Consider the following 17690-nt stretch of genomic DNA (forward strand, 5'->3'; position numbering starts at 1 on the left):
TATCTATATACATGATAATATTATCAAGTCGCTGAAATGAAACGACAAAAAATAAATAAATCTTCTAAATTGATATAAAATTTTGTTGACATAAAAAAAACAATATGATATATTAGTTGAGTTGCTAATAAAAACAGCAAATTTTAAATTAAATCTCAAAAAAAGTGTTGACAAAATACTTGAGATTTGATAAGATATAAAAGTTCGCTAGTGAGTGAACTTGATATGAACCTTGAAAACTGAACAAGCAAACGTTAATCAATAAACTTTGATCACTAACTTCTGTTAGTGACAAGGACAAAATGTTATCAATAGATAACGCTAGCAAAGCAAATGAGCTTTCAAACTTTACTTTTTATGGAGAGTTTGATCCTGGCTCAGGACGAACGCTGGCGGCGTGCCTAATACATGCAAGTCGAGCGAATGACGAGGAGCTTGCTCCTCTGATTTAGCGGCGGACGGGTGAGTAACACGTGGGCAACCTGCCCTGTAGACTGGGATAACTTCGGGAAACCGGAGCTAATACCGGATAATCCATTTTACCTCATGGTGAAATGTTGAAAGGCGCTTTCGGGCGTCACTACAGGATGGGCCCGCGGTGCATTAGCTAGTTGGTGGGGTAACGGCCTACCAAGGCGACGATGCATAGCCGACCTGAGAGGGTGATCGGCCACATTGGGACTGAGACACGGCCCAAACTCCTACGGGAGGCAGCAGTAGGGAATCTTCCACAATGGACGAAAGTCTGATGGAGCAACGCCGCGTGAGTGATGAAGGTTTTCGGATCGTAAAACTCTGTTGTAAGGGAAGAACAAGTACGTTAGGAAATGAACGTACCTTGACGGTACCTTATTAGAAAGCCACGGCTAACTACGTGCCAGCAGCCGCGGTAATACGTAGGTGGCAAGCGTTGTCCGGATTTATTGGGCGTAAAGCGCGCGCAGGCGGTTTCTTAAGTCTGATGTGAAAGCCCACGGCTTAACCGTGGAGGGTCATTGGAAACTGGGAGACTTGAGTGCAGAAGAGGAAAGTGGAATTCCAAGTGTAGCGGTGAAATGCGTAGAGATTTGGAGGAACACCAGTGGCGAAGGCGACTTTCTGGTCTGCAACTGACGCTGAGGCGCGAAAGCATGGGGAGCAAACAGGATTAGATACCCTGGTAGTCCATGCCGTAAACGATGAGTGCTAAGTGTTAGGGGGTTTCCGCCCCTTAGTGCTGCAGCTAACGCATTAAGCACTCCGCCTGGGGAGTACGACCGCAAGGTTGAAACTCAAAGGAATTGACGGGGGCCCGCACAAGCGGTGGAGCATGTGGTTTAATTCGAAGCAACGCGAAGAACCTTACCAGGTCTTGACATCCCAGTGACCACTCTAGAGATAGAGTTTTCCCTTCGGGGACATTGGTGACAGGTGGTGCATGGTTGTCGTCAGCTCGTGTCGTGAGATGTTGGGTTAAGTCCCGCAACGAGCGCAACCCTTAATCTTAGTTGCCATCATTTAGTTGGGCACTCTAAGGTGACTGCCGGTGACAAACCGGAGGAAGGTGGGGATGACGTCAAATCATCATGCCCCTTATGACCTGGGCTACACACGTGCTACAATGGACGGTACAAAGAGTCGCTAACTCGCGAGAGCACGCTAATCTCATAAAACCGTTCTCAGTTCGGATTGTAGGCTGCAACTCGCCTACATGAAGCCGGAATCGCTAGTAATCGCGGATCAGCATGCCGCGGTGAATACGTTCCCGGGCCTTGTACACACCGCCCGTCACACCACGAGAGTTTGTAACACCCGAAGTCGGTGAGGTAACCTTTTGGAGCCAGCCGCCGAAGGTGGGATAGATGATTGGGGTGAAGTCGTAACAAGGTAGCCGTATCGGAAGGTGCGGCTGGATCACCTCCTTTCTAAGGAATATTTCGGAATACAGACCTTGGGTCTGTAAGATTAACGGTTGCTGTTCAGTTTTGAAGGCTCATCGCTTTCAAAACTTGTTCTTTGAAAACTGGATAAAACGACATTGAAGAAATTCTTAAGTAACACATTTTTTTATATTAAGTTTTAAATTTTTTAGGCTTAATAACTTGAAAGTTGTAAAAGGTTTCAAGACACGAGTAGTACTAGGAAATGAGTGAGTGAAAACCGGAGTGCACTTTGGTGCATGAGGATTTGAACGAGTGAAATTGACGACGTAATGCGATGTGTATTGAAAACTGAAGGTTAAGTTATTAAGGGCGCATGGCGGATGCCTTGGCACTAGAAGCCGATGAAGGACGGCACTAACACCGATATGCTTCGGGGAGCTGTAAGTAAGCTATGATCCGGAGATTTCCGAATGGGGGAACCCACTGTTCGTAATGGGACAGTATCTTGACGTGAATACATAGCGTCATGATGGCAGACTCAGGGAACTGAAACATCTAAGTACCTGAAGGAAGAGAAAGAAAATTCGATTCCCTTAGTAGCGGCGAGCGAAATGGGAAGAGCCCAAACCAAGAGGCTTGCCTCTTGGGGTTGTAGGACACTCTATACGGAGTTACAAAGGAATGAATTAGACGAAGCGGTTTGGAAAGACCTACCGAAGAAGGTAACAGTCCTGTAGTCAAAAGTTCATTCCCTCCAGAGTGGATCCTGAGTACGGCGGAACACGTGAAATTCCGTCGGAATCTGGGAGGACCATCTCCTAAGGCTAAATACTCTCTAGTGACCGATAGTGAACCAGTACCGTGAGGGAAAGGTGAAAAGCACCCCGGGAGGGGAGTGAAAGAGATCCTGAAACCATGTGCCTACAAGTAGTTAGAGCCCGTTAATGGGTGATAGCGTGCCTTTTGTAGAATGAACCGGCGAGTTACGATTACATGCAAGGTTAAGTTGAAAAGACGGAGCCGTAGCGAAAGCGAGTCTGAATAGGGCGAATGAGTATGTGGTCGTAGACCCGAAACCAGGTGATCTACCCATGTCCAGGGTGAAGGTAAGGTAACACTTACTGGAGGCCCGAACCCACGCACGTTGAAAAGTGCGGGGATGAGGTGTGGGTAGCGGAGAAATTCCAATCGAACTTGGAGATAGCTGGTTCTCTCCGAAATAGCTTTAGGGCTAGCCTCGTGATAGAGAATCCTGGAGGTAGAGCACTGTTTGGACTAGGGGTCCATCCCGGATTACCGAATTCAGACAAACTCCGAATGCCAGTGATTTATGCACGGGAGTCAGACTGCGAGTGATAAGATCCGTAGTCAAAAGGGAAACAGCCCAGACCACCAGCTAAGGTCCCAAAGTAATTGTTAAGTGGAAAAGGATGTGACGTTGCTTAGACAACCAGGATGTTGGCTCAGAAGCAGCCACCATTTAAAGAGTGCGTAATAGCTCACTGGTCGAGTGACGCTGCGCCGAAAATGTATCGGGGCTAAACAATTCACCGAAGCTGTGGATAGACATCTACGATGTCTGTGGTAGGAGAGCGTTCTAAGTGCTGTGAAGTCAGACCGGAAGGACTGGTGGAGCGCTTAGAAGTGAGAATGCCGGTATGAGTAGCGAAAGATGGGTGAGAATCCCATCCACCGAATGACTAAGGTTTCCTGAGGAAGGCTCGTCCTCTCAGGGTTAGTCGGGACCTAAGCCGAGGCCGACAGGCGTAGGCGATGGATAACAGGTTGATATTCCTGTACCACCTCCCTACCATTTGAGTAATGGGGGGACACAGTAGGATAGGGTAAGCGCACTGTTGGTTATGTGCGTCTAAATAGTAAGACGTGAGAGTAGGCAAATCCGCTCTCTATAACGTTGAGCTATGATGGCGAGCTCGTATGAGCGAAGTTCCTGATTTCACACTGTCAAGAAAAGCCTCTAGCGAGGTAGGAGGTGCCCGTACCGCAAACCGACACAGGTAGTCGAGGAGAGAATCCTAAGGTGAGCGAGAGAACTCTCGTTAAGGAACTCGGCAAAATGACCCCGTAACTTCGGGAGAAGGGGTGCTCTAGTAGGGTGCAAGCCCGAGAGAGCCGCAGTGAATAGGCCCAGGCGACTGTTTAGCAAAAACACAGGTCTCTGCAAAACCGTAAGGTGACGTATAGGGGCTGACGCCTGCCCGGTGCTGGAAGGTTAAGGGGATTGCTTAGCGCAAGCGAAGGTGAGAACCGAAGCCCCAGTAAACGGCGGCCGTAACTATAACGGTCCTAAGGTAGCGAAATTCCTTGTCGGGTAAGTTCCGACCCGCACGAAAGGCGTAACGATCTGGGCACTGTCTCAACGAGAGACTCGGTGAAATTATAGTACCTGTGAAGATGCAGGTTACCCGCGACAGGACGGAAAGACCCCGTGGAGCTTTACTGTAGCCTGATATTGAATTTTGGTACAGCTTGTACAGGATAGGTAGGAGCCAGAGAGACCGGAGCGCCAGCTTCGGTGGAGGCGTCCTTGGGATACTACCCCAGCTGTATTGAAATTCTAACCCGTACCCCTAAGCGGGGTAGGAGACAGTGTCAGGCGGACAGTTTGACTGGGGCGGTCGCCTCCTAAAGAGTAACGGAGGCGCCCAAAGGTTCCCTCAGAATGGTTGGAAATCATTCGCAGAGTGTAAAGGCACAAGGGAGCTTGACTGCGAGACCTACAAGTCGAGCAGGGTCGAAAGACGGGCTTAGTGATCCGGTGGTTCCGCATGGAAGGGCCATCGCTCAACGGATAAAAGCTACCCCGGGGATAACAGGCTTATCTCCCCCAAGAGTCCACATCGACGGGGAGGTTTGGCACCTCGATGTCGGCTCATCGCATCCTGGGGCTGTAGTCGGTCCCAAGGGTTGGGCTGTTCGCCCATTAAAGCGGTACGCGAGCTGGGTTCAGAACGTCGTGAGACAGTTCGGTCCCTATCCGTCGTGGGCGTAGGAAATTTGAGAGGAGCTGTCCTTAGTACGAGAGGACCGGGATGGACACACCGCTGGTGTACCAGTTGTTCTGCCAAGAGCATCGCTGGGTAGCTATGTGTGGACGGGATAAGTGCTGAAAGCATCTAAGCATGAAGCCCCCCTCAAGATGAGATTTCCCATTACGCAAGTAAGTAAGATCCCTTGAAGACGACAAGGTAGATAGGTTCGAGGTGGAAGTGTGGTGACACATGGAGCTGACGAATACTAATCGATCGAGGACTTAACCAAAAGTTGATTTAAGAACTTCAATAAACGTTTATCCAGTTTTGAAAGAACAAATCTTTCTATAGATGAGATTTTCAAGATACGAGCAGTACGAGGAAACGAACGAGTGAGAACCGGAGTGTACTTATGTACATGAGGATTCGAATGAGTGAAGTTGACGAAGTAATGCGAAGTAGATTGTAAATCGAAGGTCTAGTAATGATGGCAAAGAGGTCACACCTGTTCCCATGCCGAACACAGAAGTTAAGCTCTTTAGCGCCGATGGTAGTTGGGGGCTGTCCCCCTGCGAGAGTAGGACGTTGCTAGGCATACTAAGGTACTGCTGATATTATCGGTAGTATCTTTTTTATTTTTCAAAATTAATGCTCCACATTTATTCCTATAACAAAAAAGTACATTCTTTCCTCTTTTCCTCATAATTTTCGAATAAACTCAAAACTTGTCGAGCTAGATAATCTCTATTTGATAATAGAGTATGAAATATCTTTATTACATAAACACTTTAGTATATTAAATAACTAAAATAAAATGAATATTCAAATAATATTGACAAATGATAAAGAGTACACTAGTATATATCTCTATAACAGCAATGAATTCCATGACATTTCGAGATAAAATGTTACGTAAAGCAAAAAATTTCGTAATACCTATTTTTAATTGTCTCAAAAAGCTTTAATAATGAAAAGGGGTTGTGTGCTATTGAAGAGTTTACGTGAAAGAGCTTTAGAATTACACAAAAATTTGAATGGTAAGTTAGATGTGCAGATTAAATTACCTGTAGAATCAATTGAAGATTTGAGTTTAGCATATTCACCTGGTGTTGCAGAACCTTGTATTGAGATAGAGAAAAATCCGAGTGCTGTTTATGATTATACGATGAAGGGTAACTTAGTGGCAGTAGTAACGGACGGAACAGCAGTACTAGGTTTGGGGGATATTGGACCTGAAGCCGCATTACCCGTAATGGAAGGTAAAGCACTTTTATTAAAACGTTTTGCCAATGTGGATGCTTTTCCGATTTGTTTGGATACAAAAGACCCAGAGGAAATAATACAAACTGTGAAGGCAATCAGTCCGACCTTTGGTGCTATTAATCTAGAAGATATTTCAGCCCCTCGTTGCTTTGTCATTGAGGAACGCCTTCGTGAAGAATGCCATATACCTGTCTTTCATGATGATCAGCATGGGACCGCGATTGTTGTTGGTGCTGGAATACTAAATGCATTGAAAATTGTCAAAAAAGATATCAAAAATGTACGTGTGGTCATAAATGGAGCAGGTGCTGCTGGAATATCTATTTTGAAATTATTACGAAGTTTAGGATTTGAGCATATGATTGTTTGTGATTCAAAAGGAATTATTTATAAAGGACGCAAAATAGGGATGAATTCTATGAAAGAACGTATTGCAAAGTATAGTAATTTAGATGGATTAGATGGTTCACTTGAAGATGCATTAAAAGGTGCGGATATTTTCATAGGAGTGTCTGTAGCAAATGTTTTAACTGAACAAATGATTCAGTCCATGAATATTGATCCTATTGTATTTGCATTAGCAAATCCAAACCCAGAGATAACATATGATCATGCTAGTGAATGGGGAGTGAGGGTAATTGCAACGGGGAGATCTGATTATCCAAACCAAATTAATAATATGCTAGCTTTTCCAGGAATCTTTAGAGGGGCATTAGATGTACGCGCATCAGATATCAATGAAGAAATGAAATTAGCAGCAGTTAGTGCAATTTCTTCTCTTATTACTGAACAAGATTTAAAAAGTGGAAGAATTGTACCGGAGATTTTCGATACGCGTGTAACGGATACTGTTTCCAATGCTGTAAGACTTGCTGCTATAGCTACTGGTGTAGCACGTATCCAACCACAAGAACAAAGTATAGAAGTTTTATAGAATAAAAAATTCTACACAGGAGATTGCATCCTGTGTATTTTTTTATTTAAAACTTGCAGCAAGGTCTCAAAAAATTCCCATTGGATGAAATTTCTCTTTATAATGAAAGATGTCTTAGAAGTGATAATAACAGAAGAGCAATTTAAGGAAGTGACATTTTGGTTAAAAAACAAGTATGGTTTGAAGTAGAAGAATCAGAAACAATTGACGCATGTTTGGAAAGAATGAAGAAAGAAGGCTATATGCCTGTAGGAAGAAAAGAAGAACCTCTTTTTCAAATGATAAATGGAGAACCTGTTCCAATTCGTCAAATTATTAAATTTAAAGGATTGTTAATAGAAGAATAGTATAAAATTTAATTGAATTACGAACAATGAAATGTTTAAAAAAGTTTATCGTTCGTATTTTGTTATTGACTTGTTTTCTTTCTATTGATAAAATGTGAGAAGAAAAACATCGTATCCCCATATATGCTAGAGGATTGGCTCTAGTGTCTCTACCCAGCACCGTAAATGCTGGACTATGCGGGAAAGCAACTTAAGGAATTATGTACAGGGGAAAGTCTACATTTCATAACCCTGTCATATTGAATCCTCAGGAATCTGCTTTTCACGCATGGTAATAATGTGTGAATTGGGGTATCTGAGGATTTTTTATTTGTCCGGCAGATGTCACAGATTTTGAAAGTAAAGAAGAAAAGTTTAATACTTCTCATTAATCTGGAATTACTAAGGCCGAGGCGTAATGGATAGGAGGCATACATACATGAATCCAAAAATTGGCGTAATCATGGGAAGTTCAAGTGATTGGGAAACAATGAAATATGCTTGTGAAATTTTAGATGAATTAGAAATTCCATATGAAAAAAGAGTCGTCTCTGCTCATCGTACACCTGATTTGATGTTTGAATATGCACAGGACGCACGTGACAGAGGTTTGCAAGTGATCATCGCTGGCGCCGGTGGTGCTGCCCATTTACCAGGTATGGTAGCGGCTAAAACTACGTTACCTGTTATTGGCGTACCCGTTCAATCTAAAGCATTAAATGGAATTGATTCATTGCTATCCATTGTGCAAATGCCAGGAGGCGTACCTGTAGCGACCGTGGCAATCGGCAAAGCTGGCGCGACTAACGCAGGATTGTTAGCAGCCCAAATCTTGTCAATAACTGATAAAGAGATTACTGAAAAAATTGAAACAAGACGACAAAAAATGAAGATGAAAGCCCTAGAAAGCACAGGTGAGTTACAGTGATGAAAACCATTTTTCCTGGCCAAACCATTGGGATTATTGGTGGTGGTCAGCTTGGTCGTATGATGGCACTAGCAGCAAAAGAAGCGGGATTTAAAATAGCTGTATTAGAACCAACAATGGATTCACCATGTGGTCAAGTAGCAGACATTCGAATTGTAGCTCCTTATAATGATGAAACTGCTCTTGAAGAATTAGCTGAAGTAAGTGATGTTATTACGTTTGAATTTGAAAATATTGACTATGAAGGATTGAAACGATTAACAGAAATTGCTTATGTACCTCAAGGTGCGGAGTTAATTAAAATTACTCAAGATCGTATTCAAGAAAAATCAACTATTAGTAAAGCAGGTTGTCCAGTTGCAAAATATATTGTCTGTCAAAATTTGAATCAACTAGTGAAAAATATTGATCAAGTTGGTTACCCTTGTATCGTAAAAACAGCAAGGGGTGGTTATGACGGTAAAGGCCAACAAACAATTCACTCAGCTACTGAATTAGAACTTGCAGCGCCTCTATTTGAACATTCAGCATGTGTAGCTGAAGCGTTTGTTCCATTTACTAAAGAAATCTCTGTTATTGTTCAACGCAATAAGCAAGGTGAAACATATTGTTTGCCAATAGGGGAAAACATTCATGTCAATCATATTTTGCATGAAACCATTGTGCCAGCTAGAATTGACAAAAAGACGGCGGCATTAGCCATTGAGGCTGCTGAAAGAATTGCAGACCATCTTCAGCTAATTGGTACATTAGCAGTAGAAATGTTTGTACTTGAAGATGGAACCATTTTGATCAATGAATTAGCACCACGTCCACATAATTCAGGTCATTATTCAATTGAAGCATGTAACATTTCACAATTCCATCAACATATTCGTGCAATATGTGGTTGGCCCTTACGAAAGCCAAAACTTTGGAGTCCTTCAATAATGGTTAATATTTTAGGGCAACATGTAATGCCAGTAACGAACTCAATATCTAAATACCCTGATTGGTCTATTCATCTTTATGGAAAATTACAAGCGAAGAAGAATCGGAAGATGGGACATGTTACAATTATGACGGATGATCTTGATCATACTATTAGAGAAATTGATAATTCTGCCATTTGGACAGAATAGAAGGAGACAAAAATGATAGCACGTTATACTCGTCCGGAAATGGGCGCAATTTGGACAGATGAAAACAGATACCAAGCTTGGTTAGAAGTCGAGATTTTAGCATGTGAAGCATGGTCAGAACTTGGTGAAATTCCAAAAGAAGATGTTGCGAAAATTCGCGAGAATGCAACTTTTGATATCGACCGTATATTAGAAATTGAAAAAGACACTCGCCACGATGTAGTAGCCTTTACACGTGCTGTATCTGAGTCACTTGGTGAAGAGCGCAAATGGGTACATTATGGCTTAACTTCAACAGATGTTGTGGATACTGCTCTTTCATACCAACTAAAACAAGCAAATGCAATCTTACGAAAAGATATTGAAAACTTTATCGAAATTTTAGCTACAAAAGCAAAAGAACATAAGTACACAGTTATGATGGGCCGTACTCACGGTGTACATGCTGAACCAACAACTTTTGGTTTAAAACTTGCACTTTGGTATGAAGAGATGAAACGTAACTTACAACGTTTTGAAGCAGCAGCTAAAACAATTGAAACTGGTAAAATTTCTGGAGCTGTTGGTACGTATGCCAACATCGATCCATTTGTTGAACAATATGTTTGTGAAAAATTAGGATTACAAGCAGCACCAATTTCAACACAGACTTTACAACGTGATCGTCACGCTGAATATATTGCAGCACTTGCATTAATCGCTACTTCTATTGAAAAATTCGCAACAGAAATCCGAGGACTACAAAAATCAGAAACTCGTGAAGTAGAAGAATTCTTTGCAAAAGGCCAAAAAGGTTCTTCAGCAATGCCTCATAAACGGAACCCAATCGGTTCTGAAAACATGGTTGGTATGGCTCGTGTTATCCGTGGGCATATGGTTACTGCATTCGAGAACGTTTCTTTATGGCATGAACGTGATATCTCACATTCATCTGCAGAACGTATTATCTTACCAGATACAACAATCGGTTTAAATTATATGTTAAATCGTTTCGGTAATATTGTGAAAAACCTAACAGTATTCCCAGAAAACATGAAACGTAATATGGGACGTACTTTTGGTTTGATTTATTCACAACGTGTGTTACTTGCATTGATCGACAAGGGTCTTGTACGTGAGGAAGCATATGATACAGTTCAACCATTAACTGCAAAAGCTTGGGATGAACAAATTCAATTCCGCGAACTTGTCGATGCAGATGAGAAAATCACTTCTTATCTTTCAAAAGAAGAACTAGATGATTGCTTCGATTATCATCACCATCTAAAACAAGTAGATATGATTTTCGAACGTCTAGGATTGAACTAATTATAACTAAACCTAAACCGGGGGAATAAACAGTGGAAAAAGGTCAACTTTTGTATGAAGGAAAAGCAAAAAAATTGTATACAACAGAAGATGAACATATCTTATTTGTTGAATACAAAGATAGTGCTACAGCATTCAACGGTGAAAAGAAAGCAGAAATTGCAGGTAAAGGTGTTTTAAATAACAGCATTACGTCATTGATCTTTGACAAATTAAAAACAGCTGGTATTGACTCACACTTCGTTGAAAAAATTTCAGACAACGAACAACTTGTCAAAAAAGTAGATATTATTCCAATTGAATTGGTAGTACGTAATATCGCAGCTGGTAGCCTTGCGAAACGATTAGGAATCGAAGAAGGGACACCTCTTAAACGTCCAATCGTAGAATTTTATTACAAAAATGATGACCTTGGAGACCCGTTTATCACGGAAGAACATATTGACGTAATGGGCATCGCTTCTAAAGAAGAAGTGAGAGCCCTTTACGACAATGGGTTAAAGATAAATGAAATCCTTCGTCCATTTTTCTATGATATTGATGTTATATTAGTAGATTTTAAACTAGAATTTGGACGTGATGAAAACGGTCAAGTATTATTAGCAGATGAAATTTCACCTGATACATGTCGTTTATGGGATGCGAAAACAAAGCAACATCTTGATAAGGACGTATTCCGCCGTGATCTTGGTGACTTAACTGAAGTATATGAAATCATATTATCCCGTCTAGGAGGAGTATCTAAATGAAAAAAGTGAAAATCTACGTAACACTTCGAGAAAGTGTTTTAGACCCACAAGGCTCTGCAGTGAAAGGTTCCCTACACACAATGGGTTACGATGAAGTGGCAGATGTTCGCATTGGAAAATATTTAGAATTACAAATTGAACCTTCCGAACGAGATATCGATGCAATTGTAAAAGAAATGAGTGAAAAACTACTAGCAAATACAGTAATTGAAGATTACCGTTACGAAATCGAGGAGGCTAACTAAAGATGAAATTCGCAGTACTCGTATTTCCCGGATCGAACTGTGATTTAGATATGTATCACGCAATTAAAGACGAACTCGGTGAAGAAGCAGAATATGTATGGCATGATGCAACAGACTTAAGCGAGTATGACGGTATTTTGTTGCCAGGTGGGTTCTCCTATGGAGATTATCTACGCTGCGGTGCAATCGCTCGTTTTTCAAATGTAATGGCTGAAGTTGTAAAGGCAGCTGAAGCAGGGAAACCTGTACTTGGAGTGTGCAATGGATTTCAAATTTTAACAGAAGCAGGTTTACTTCCTGGAGCATTGTTACGTAATAAGAATCTTAAATTTATGTGTCGTACTGTTGATTTAAAAGTAGTAAACAACCAAACATTATTTACAAATCAATATGATCAAAATGAAGTTATACAAATACCAATCGCACACGGTGAAGGAAATTACTATTGTGATGAAGTAACCTTACAACAGCTAAAAGACAACAATCAAATTGTCTTTACGTACGAAGGTGAAAATCCAAACGGTAGTTTAGAAAATATCGCTGGCATAATCAATGAAAAAGGGAATGTTCTTGGTATGATGCCTCATCCAGAACGTGCAGTGAATGAATTAATCGGTGGAGCAGATGGCCTTGCCTTATTCAAATCAATTGTAAAACAGTGGAGGGAATCATATGTCAACCAAGCTTGAACCAACTTCTGAGCAAATAAAAGAGCAAAAGCTATACGCACAAATGGGATTGTCAGATGAAGAATTTGACTTAGTAGAGAAGATTTTAGGACGTACACCTAATTGGACAGAAACAGGTCTATTCTCTGTTATGTGGTCTGAACATTGCTCTTATAAAAACTCTAAGCCTGTCCTTCGTAAATTCCCAACAAAGGGCTCTCATGTATTACAAGGACCTGGTGAAGGGGCAGGGATTGTTGATATTGGCGATGAGCAAGCGGTTGTTTTCAAAATGGAATCACACAATCATCCTTCAGCAATTGAACCTTATCAAGGTGCTGCTACAGGTGTAGGCGGTATTATTCGCGATGTATTTTCAATGGGCGCTCGTCCAATTGCTATGCTAAACTCTTTACGTTTTGGTGAACTGAATGCATCCAAACGTGTTCAATATTTATTTGAAGAAGTAGTAGCAGGTATCGCAGGCTATGGTAACTGTATCGGAATTCCAACAGTTGGTGGAGAAATTCAATTCGATCCTTGTTACGAAGGAAATCCACTTGTAAATGCAATGTGTGTTGGTTTAATAGATCATAAGGATATTCAAAAAGGGATTGCATCTGGTGTTGGTAACACGGTAATGTATGTTGGCGCTAAAACAGGTAGAGATGGTATTCATGGTGCGACGTTTGCATCCGAGGAATTAAGCGAATCTTCTGAAGAAAAACGTCCAGCTGTTCAAGTGGGCGACCCATTCATGGAAAAATTACTATTAGAAGCTTGCTTAGAGCTTGTAAAGTATGACTGTCTAGTAGGAATTCAAGATATGGGTGCTGCTGGTCTAACATCTTCTTCTGCAGAAATGGCTTCCAAAGCTGGATTCGGTATAGAGATGAATTTAGACTTAGTACCACAACGTGAAACGAACATGACACCATATGAAATGATGCTTTCTGAATCACAGGAACGTATGCTGATTGTTGTGAAAAAAGGGCATGAACAAGAAATCATCGATCTATTTGTAAAGTACGGATTAGATGCTGTAGCTATTGGACATGTCACAGAGGATAAAATGCTTCGTCTTATTCATAAAGGTGAAATAGTAGCAAATGTACCAGCAGATGCTTTAGCTGAAGATGCACCTGTTTATCACAAACCGTCTGCCGTACCATCATACTTCACTAAATTCCAACAAATGAAAAACGAAGAACCAACTGTAGAAAACTATAAAGAAACATTACTATCGCTTCTAAAACAATCAACTATTGCATCAAAGGAATGGGTTTATGACCAGTATGATTATCAAGTGCGTACATCAACAGTTGTAGCACCTGGATCAGATGCAGCAGTTATTCGGGTTCGAGGTACAAACAAAGGGCTTGCGATGACAACAGATTGTAACTCTCGCTATATTTATCTAGATCCTGAAGTTGGCGGGAAAATTGCAGTAGCCGAAGCAGCACGCAATATTGTATGTTCAGGTGGTAAGCCGTTAGCGATTACCGATTGTTTAAACTTCGGTAATCCAGAAAAACCAGAAGTCTTCTGGCAAATCGAAAAATCGGCAGATGGTATTTCAGCTGCATGCGAAGCATTGAAATCACCTGTTATCGGTGGAAATGTATCTCTTTACAATGAACGAAGTGGTGTTGCAATTTATCCAACTCCTACAATCGGTATGGTAGGTTTAGTAGAAGATTTAGCTCATACAACCACACAAAAACTGAAAGCTGAAGGCCATTTAATCTATCTGATCGGCGAAACAAAAACAGAATTTGGTGGATCAGAACTTCAGAAATTACAAAATAATGGGGAGATTTTTGGCTTGTCTCCTACCATTGATCTAACCATTGAGGCTGCTAGACAAGAAACTTTATTAAAAGCCATCCAACTTGGCCTAGTTGAGTCAGCACATGATATTTCTGAGGGCGGTCTTGCAGTTGCATTAGCAGAAAAAACCTTTGGTACCGAATTTGGTGCAGAAGTAACTTTAAAAGGCACTGCAGTGACTGCGTTATTTAGTGAATCTCAATCTCGTTTCTTAGTTTCAGTAAAACAAGAAAACGCGGATGCATTCGAGTCAATTGTTCAAGATGCAGCTAAAATTGGAAATGTGTTATCTAATCCACAATTGGTCATTCGTGACGAAAACGGTGAAATTCTAATTGATGGTTCAGTTTCAGAATTCCAAGATGCTTGGAAAGGAGCTATCCCATGCTTGGTGAAATCAGAGGTTTAAACGAAGAATGTGGAGTTTTCGGTATTTGGGGTCATCCAAATCCAGCACAGATGAGTTATTACGGCTTACACGCTCTTCAACATCGTGGTCAAGAAGGTGCAGGCATTGTTGTAACAGATGGCGAAAAACTGCAAGCTGTTAAAGGAGAAGGTTTAGTTAACGAAGTCTTTAATGGGGATAAGTTAGAGAGTCTTAACGGTAAAGCAGCTATAGCACATGTTCGTTATGCAACTGCTGGTGGTGGCGGTATTGAAAATGTTCAGCCGTTACTTTTCCATTCATCTACAGGCAGTCTTTCAATTGCTCATAATGGGAATTTAGTGAATGCCAATCATTTGAAAAAACATTTGGAACGTCAAGGAAGCATTTTTCAAACAACTTCTGATACAGAGGTATTGGCACATTTATTGAAACGAAGTGGCTTTGGTTCTATGAATGATCGGGCAAAAAATGCTCTAACTCTATTAAAAGGGGCATATGCATTTTTAATCATGACAGAGGATGAAATGTTAGTTGCTTTAGATCCGCATGGATTACGTCCTTTATCACTTGGAAAACTTGATGGAGCGTGGGTAGTTGCTTCAGAAACTTGTGCATTCGATATTATTGGAGCAGAATTTATTCGAGCTGTAGAACCAGGTGAACTCATTACGATTAATGATGAAGGATTGAAATCGGAGAAATTTGCATACCCAGCTGAACGTGCAATTTGTACAATGGAATACGTTTACTTCTCTCGTCCTGACTCAGATATTGATGGCATCAATATCCATATGGCTCGCAAACGCTTAGGAAAACAGCTTGCAAAAGAAGTAAATATTGAAGCAGATGTCGTAACGGGTGTTCCAGATTCAAGTATTTCGGCTGCAATTGGATTCTCGGAAGAAAGTGGTATTCCCTATGAATTAGGACTAATTAAAAACCGCTATGTAGGTCGTACGTTTATCCAGCCTTCTCAAGAAATGCGCGAAAGAGGAGTTAAGATGAAGCTTTCTCCTGTACGTCAGGTAGTTCAGGGTAAGAGAGTCGTTATGGTAGATGACTCAATCGTTCGCGGTACGACTTCTAAAAGAATCGTGAATATGCTGAAGGAAGCAGGGGCTAAAGAGGTGCATGTTGTGATTAGCTCACCGCCAATGACAAATCCATGCTTCTACGGTATTGATACATCAACTCATGAAGAATTGATAGCTTCTAGTCATAACGTGCAAGAAATTTGTGAGGCAATTGGAGCAGATTCATTAACTTATTTATCTGTTGAAGGAATGGTTAAAGCCATTGGAAGAACGGATGAAGGTCAAAATTGTGGGCATTGTTTAGCATGTTTCACTGGTAAATATCCTACAGAAATTTTCCCGGATACAATCTTACCGCACGAAAAAGAATTGGTGCATTAATTTGAGGAGGAAAAGTCATGTCAAAAGCATATGAACAAGCAGGCGTAAATATCGAAGCTGGCTATGAAGCTGTACAACGTATGAAATCACATGTAGAACGTACAGCGAGAAAAGGTATTCTAGGTACATTTGGTGGCTTTGGTGGCATGTTTGATTTGTCCGAACTAAACTTAAAAGAACCAGTTCTGATTTCTGGTACAGATGGTGTTGGTACAAAATTAAAATTGGCATTTATGACAGATAAACATGATACCATCGGGGTTGATTGTGTTGCTATGTGCGTGAATGACATTGTAGCTCAAGGAGCAGAACCACTGTATTTTTTAGATTATGTTGCAGTTGGTAAAGCTGAACCAGCGAAAATAGAACAGATTGTAAAAGGGGTAGCAGATGGTTGTGTTCAATCTGGCGCTGCTTTAATTGGTGGTGAAACTGCAGAAATGCCTGGGCTTTATGATGAGCAAGAATATGATTTAGCAGGTTTTGCTGTGGGAGCTACCGAAAAGGCAAATATCGTAACCGGTGAACGCATCGTTGATGGTGATGTACTAGTTGGTCTTGCTTCTAGCGGAGTACATTCAAATGGCTATTCACTTGTTCGAAAAATTGTTTTTGGAGATGCTGGTTTTACACCGGATACAGTTGTAGCAGGATTTGAAGATCTTGGCCCAATTGGGGAAGCACTTCTTACGCCAACGAAAATTTATGCTAAGCCAGTACTGGAGATGTTAAAGCAATCTGATATCCATGGTATGGCACATGTAACAGGAGGAGGTTTCTATGAAAACCTTCCACGTATGATGCCTGAAGGACTTGCAACAGAAATTGATTTAGGATCATGGCCAGTTTTACCAATCTTTGAATTTTTAAAACTACAAGGTAATTTGCAACATCGTGATTTATTTAATGTATTCAACATGGGGATTGGGTTTGTATTAGCTGTTCCTGCTTCTGAGGTAGAACGTATCATCACAGTTGCTGAACAATTTGGTGAAAAAGCTTATACCATTGGTCGTGTTATTAAAGGTGAAGGTGTCATTTTCAAAGGTGTACATGATGGGAGTTTAGTCTAATGAAAGAGCGCGTATCTATTGCAGTATTTGCTTCTGGAAGCGGTACAAACTTCCAAGCTATTCAAGATACGATTGAAAGTGGCCGGTTAAATGCAAAAATAGAATTAGTAATTACAGACAAACCTGGTGCATATGTGACGATAAGAGCTAAAGAAAAAGGAATTCCCGTCTTAGCACTAAGCCCAAAAGAATTTAATTCGAAGGAAGCTTATGAACTTGAGATTTTAAGAACATTGCGCGATAAACAGGTAGAATGGCTAGTTCTGGCAGGTTATATGCGATTAATTGGAAAAACTTTGTTAACTGCTTACCCTTCAAAAATTGTTAATATTCATCCATCTTTACTACCATCCTTCCCAGGAAAAGACGCTATAGGACAAGCGATAGCTCATGGAGTGAAAGTTACTGGAGTAACCGTCCATTATGTGGATGAAGGGATGGATACAGGTACAATTATTATGCAAAGAGCCGTTGATGTAATCGACGGTGATCGAGATCAGACGGAGCAAGCAATTCATGAAGTAGAACATGAGATTTATCCAGCTGCATTGCAATCATTATTCGATTAACAATGGTGACAGACG

12 protein-coding genes, 3 rRNA genes and 1 riboswitch are annotated in these 17690 nt (G+C 41.1%); all 15 genes read left to right on the top strand.

Annotated elements, in window-relative coordinates; genetic code table 11:
- Nucleotides 1-354: 354 nt before the first annotated feature.
- Nucleotides 355-1904: ribosomal RNA gene (locus tag CEF14_RS16530) — 16S ribosomal RNA — on the top strand.
- A gap of 311 nt (nucleotides 1905-2215) precedes the next feature.
- Nucleotides 2216-5144: ribosomal RNA gene (locus CEF14_RS16535) — 23S ribosomal RNA — on the top strand.
- A 188-nt stretch (nucleotides 5145-5332) separates the two neighbouring features.
- Nucleotides 5333-5449, top strand: a 5S ribosomal RNA gene (gene rrf, locus CEF14_RS16540).
- Together the 16S, 23S and 5S rRNA genes form the textbook arrangement of a ribosomal RNA operon.
- 394 nt (nucleotides 5450-5843) lie before the next feature.
- The gene (locus CEF14_RS16545; protein ID WP_407690460.1) at nucleotides 5844-7052 is read left to right on the top strand and encodes an NAD(P)-dependent malic enzyme; all 1209 of its coding nucleotides are present in this window, start codon (nucleotides 5844-5846) and stop codon (nucleotides 7050-7052) included.
- A gap of 158 nt (nucleotides 7053-7210) precedes the next feature.
- Complete coding sequence (locus CEF14_RS16550) at nucleotides 7211-7399, top strand: NETI motif-containing protein (protein ID WP_102693837.1); 189 nt, start codon at nucleotides 7211-7213, stop codon at nucleotides 7397-7399.
- Nucleotides 7400-7496: 97 nt separating this feature from the next.
- Nucleotides 7497-7595, top strand: a riboswitch (purine riboswitch).
- A gap of 222 nt (nucleotides 7596-7817) precedes the next feature.
- A complete protein-coding gene (gene purE / locus CEF14_RS16555; RefSeq protein ID WP_102693838.1) occupies nucleotides 7818-8306 on the top strand; it encodes a 5-(carboxyamino)imidazole ribonucleotide mutase in 489 nt (162 codons plus the stop codon).
- Nucleotides 8303-9427 carry a 5-(carboxyamino)imidazole ribonucleotide synthase gene (purK, locus tag CEF14_RS16560; protein ID WP_102693839.1) on the top strand — a complete coding sequence of 375 codons (1125 nt, stop codon included), beginning with the start codon at nucleotides 8303-8305 and terminating at the stop codon, nucleotides 9425-9427. Before purE ends, purK begins: the two co-directional genes overlap by 4 nt.
- Before the next feature lie 12 nt (nucleotides 9428-9439).
- Entirely contained in the window at nucleotides 9440-10735 is a 1296-nt protein-coding gene (gene purB / locus CEF14_RS16565) for an adenylosuccinate lyase (protein ID WP_102693840.1), read from the top strand.
- Between the two features lie 32 nt (nucleotides 10736-10767).
- The gene (gene purC / locus CEF14_RS16570) at nucleotides 10768-11484 is read left to right on the top strand and encodes a phosphoribosylaminoimidazolesuccinocarboxamide synthase (protein ID WP_102693841.1); all 717 of its coding nucleotides are present in this window, start codon (nucleotides 10768-10770) and stop codon (nucleotides 11482-11484) included.
- Entirely contained in the window at nucleotides 11481-11729 is a 249-nt protein-coding gene (purS, locus tag CEF14_RS16575; protein ID WP_102693842.1) for a phosphoribosylformylglycinamidine synthase subunit PurS, read from the top strand. Before purC ends, purS begins: the two co-directional genes overlap by 4 nt.
- 2 nt (nucleotides 11730-11731) lie before the next feature.
- Nucleotides 11732-12418: a phosphoribosylformylglycinamidine synthase subunit PurQ gene (gene purQ, locus CEF14_RS16580; RefSeq protein WP_102693843.1), complete on the top strand. Its 687-nt coding sequence runs from the start codon at nucleotides 11732-11734 to the stop codon at nucleotides 12416-12418.
- Nucleotides 12402-14636, top strand: a complete 2235-nt coding sequence (gene purL / locus CEF14_RS16585; protein WP_102693844.1) for a phosphoribosylformylglycinamidine synthase subunit PurL — start codon at nucleotides 12402-12404, stop codon at nucleotides 14634-14636. The genes purQ and purL overlap by 17 nt, the downstream gene beginning before the upstream one ends.
- Nucleotides 14612-16033, top strand: a complete 1422-nt coding sequence (gene purF, locus CEF14_RS16590; protein ID WP_102693845.1) for an amidophosphoribosyltransferase — start codon at nucleotides 14612-14614, stop codon at nucleotides 16031-16033. The genes purL and purF overlap by 25 nt, the downstream gene beginning before the upstream one ends.
- Before the next feature lie 17 nt (nucleotides 16034-16050).
- The gene (gene purM / locus CEF14_RS16595; RefSeq protein ID WP_102693846.1) at nucleotides 16051-17106 is read left to right on the top strand and encodes a phosphoribosylformylglycinamidine cyclo-ligase; all 1056 of its coding nucleotides are present in this window, start codon (nucleotides 16051-16053) and stop codon (nucleotides 17104-17106) included.
- Nucleotides 17106-17675, top strand: coding sequence for a phosphoribosylglycinamide formyltransferase (gene purN, locus CEF14_RS16600; protein ID WP_102693847.1), 570 nt, complete (start codon nucleotides 17106-17108; stop codon nucleotides 17673-17675). The genes purM and purN overlap by 1 nt, the downstream gene beginning before the upstream one ends.
- Nucleotides 17676-17690: the final 15 nt, after the last annotated feature.

Origin of the sequence: Rummeliibacillus pycnus (genome assembly GCF_002884495.1) — a bacterium.
Classification (GTDB): domain Bacteria; phylum Bacillota; class Bacilli; order Bacillales_A; family Planococcaceae; genus Rummeliibacillus; species Rummeliibacillus pycnus.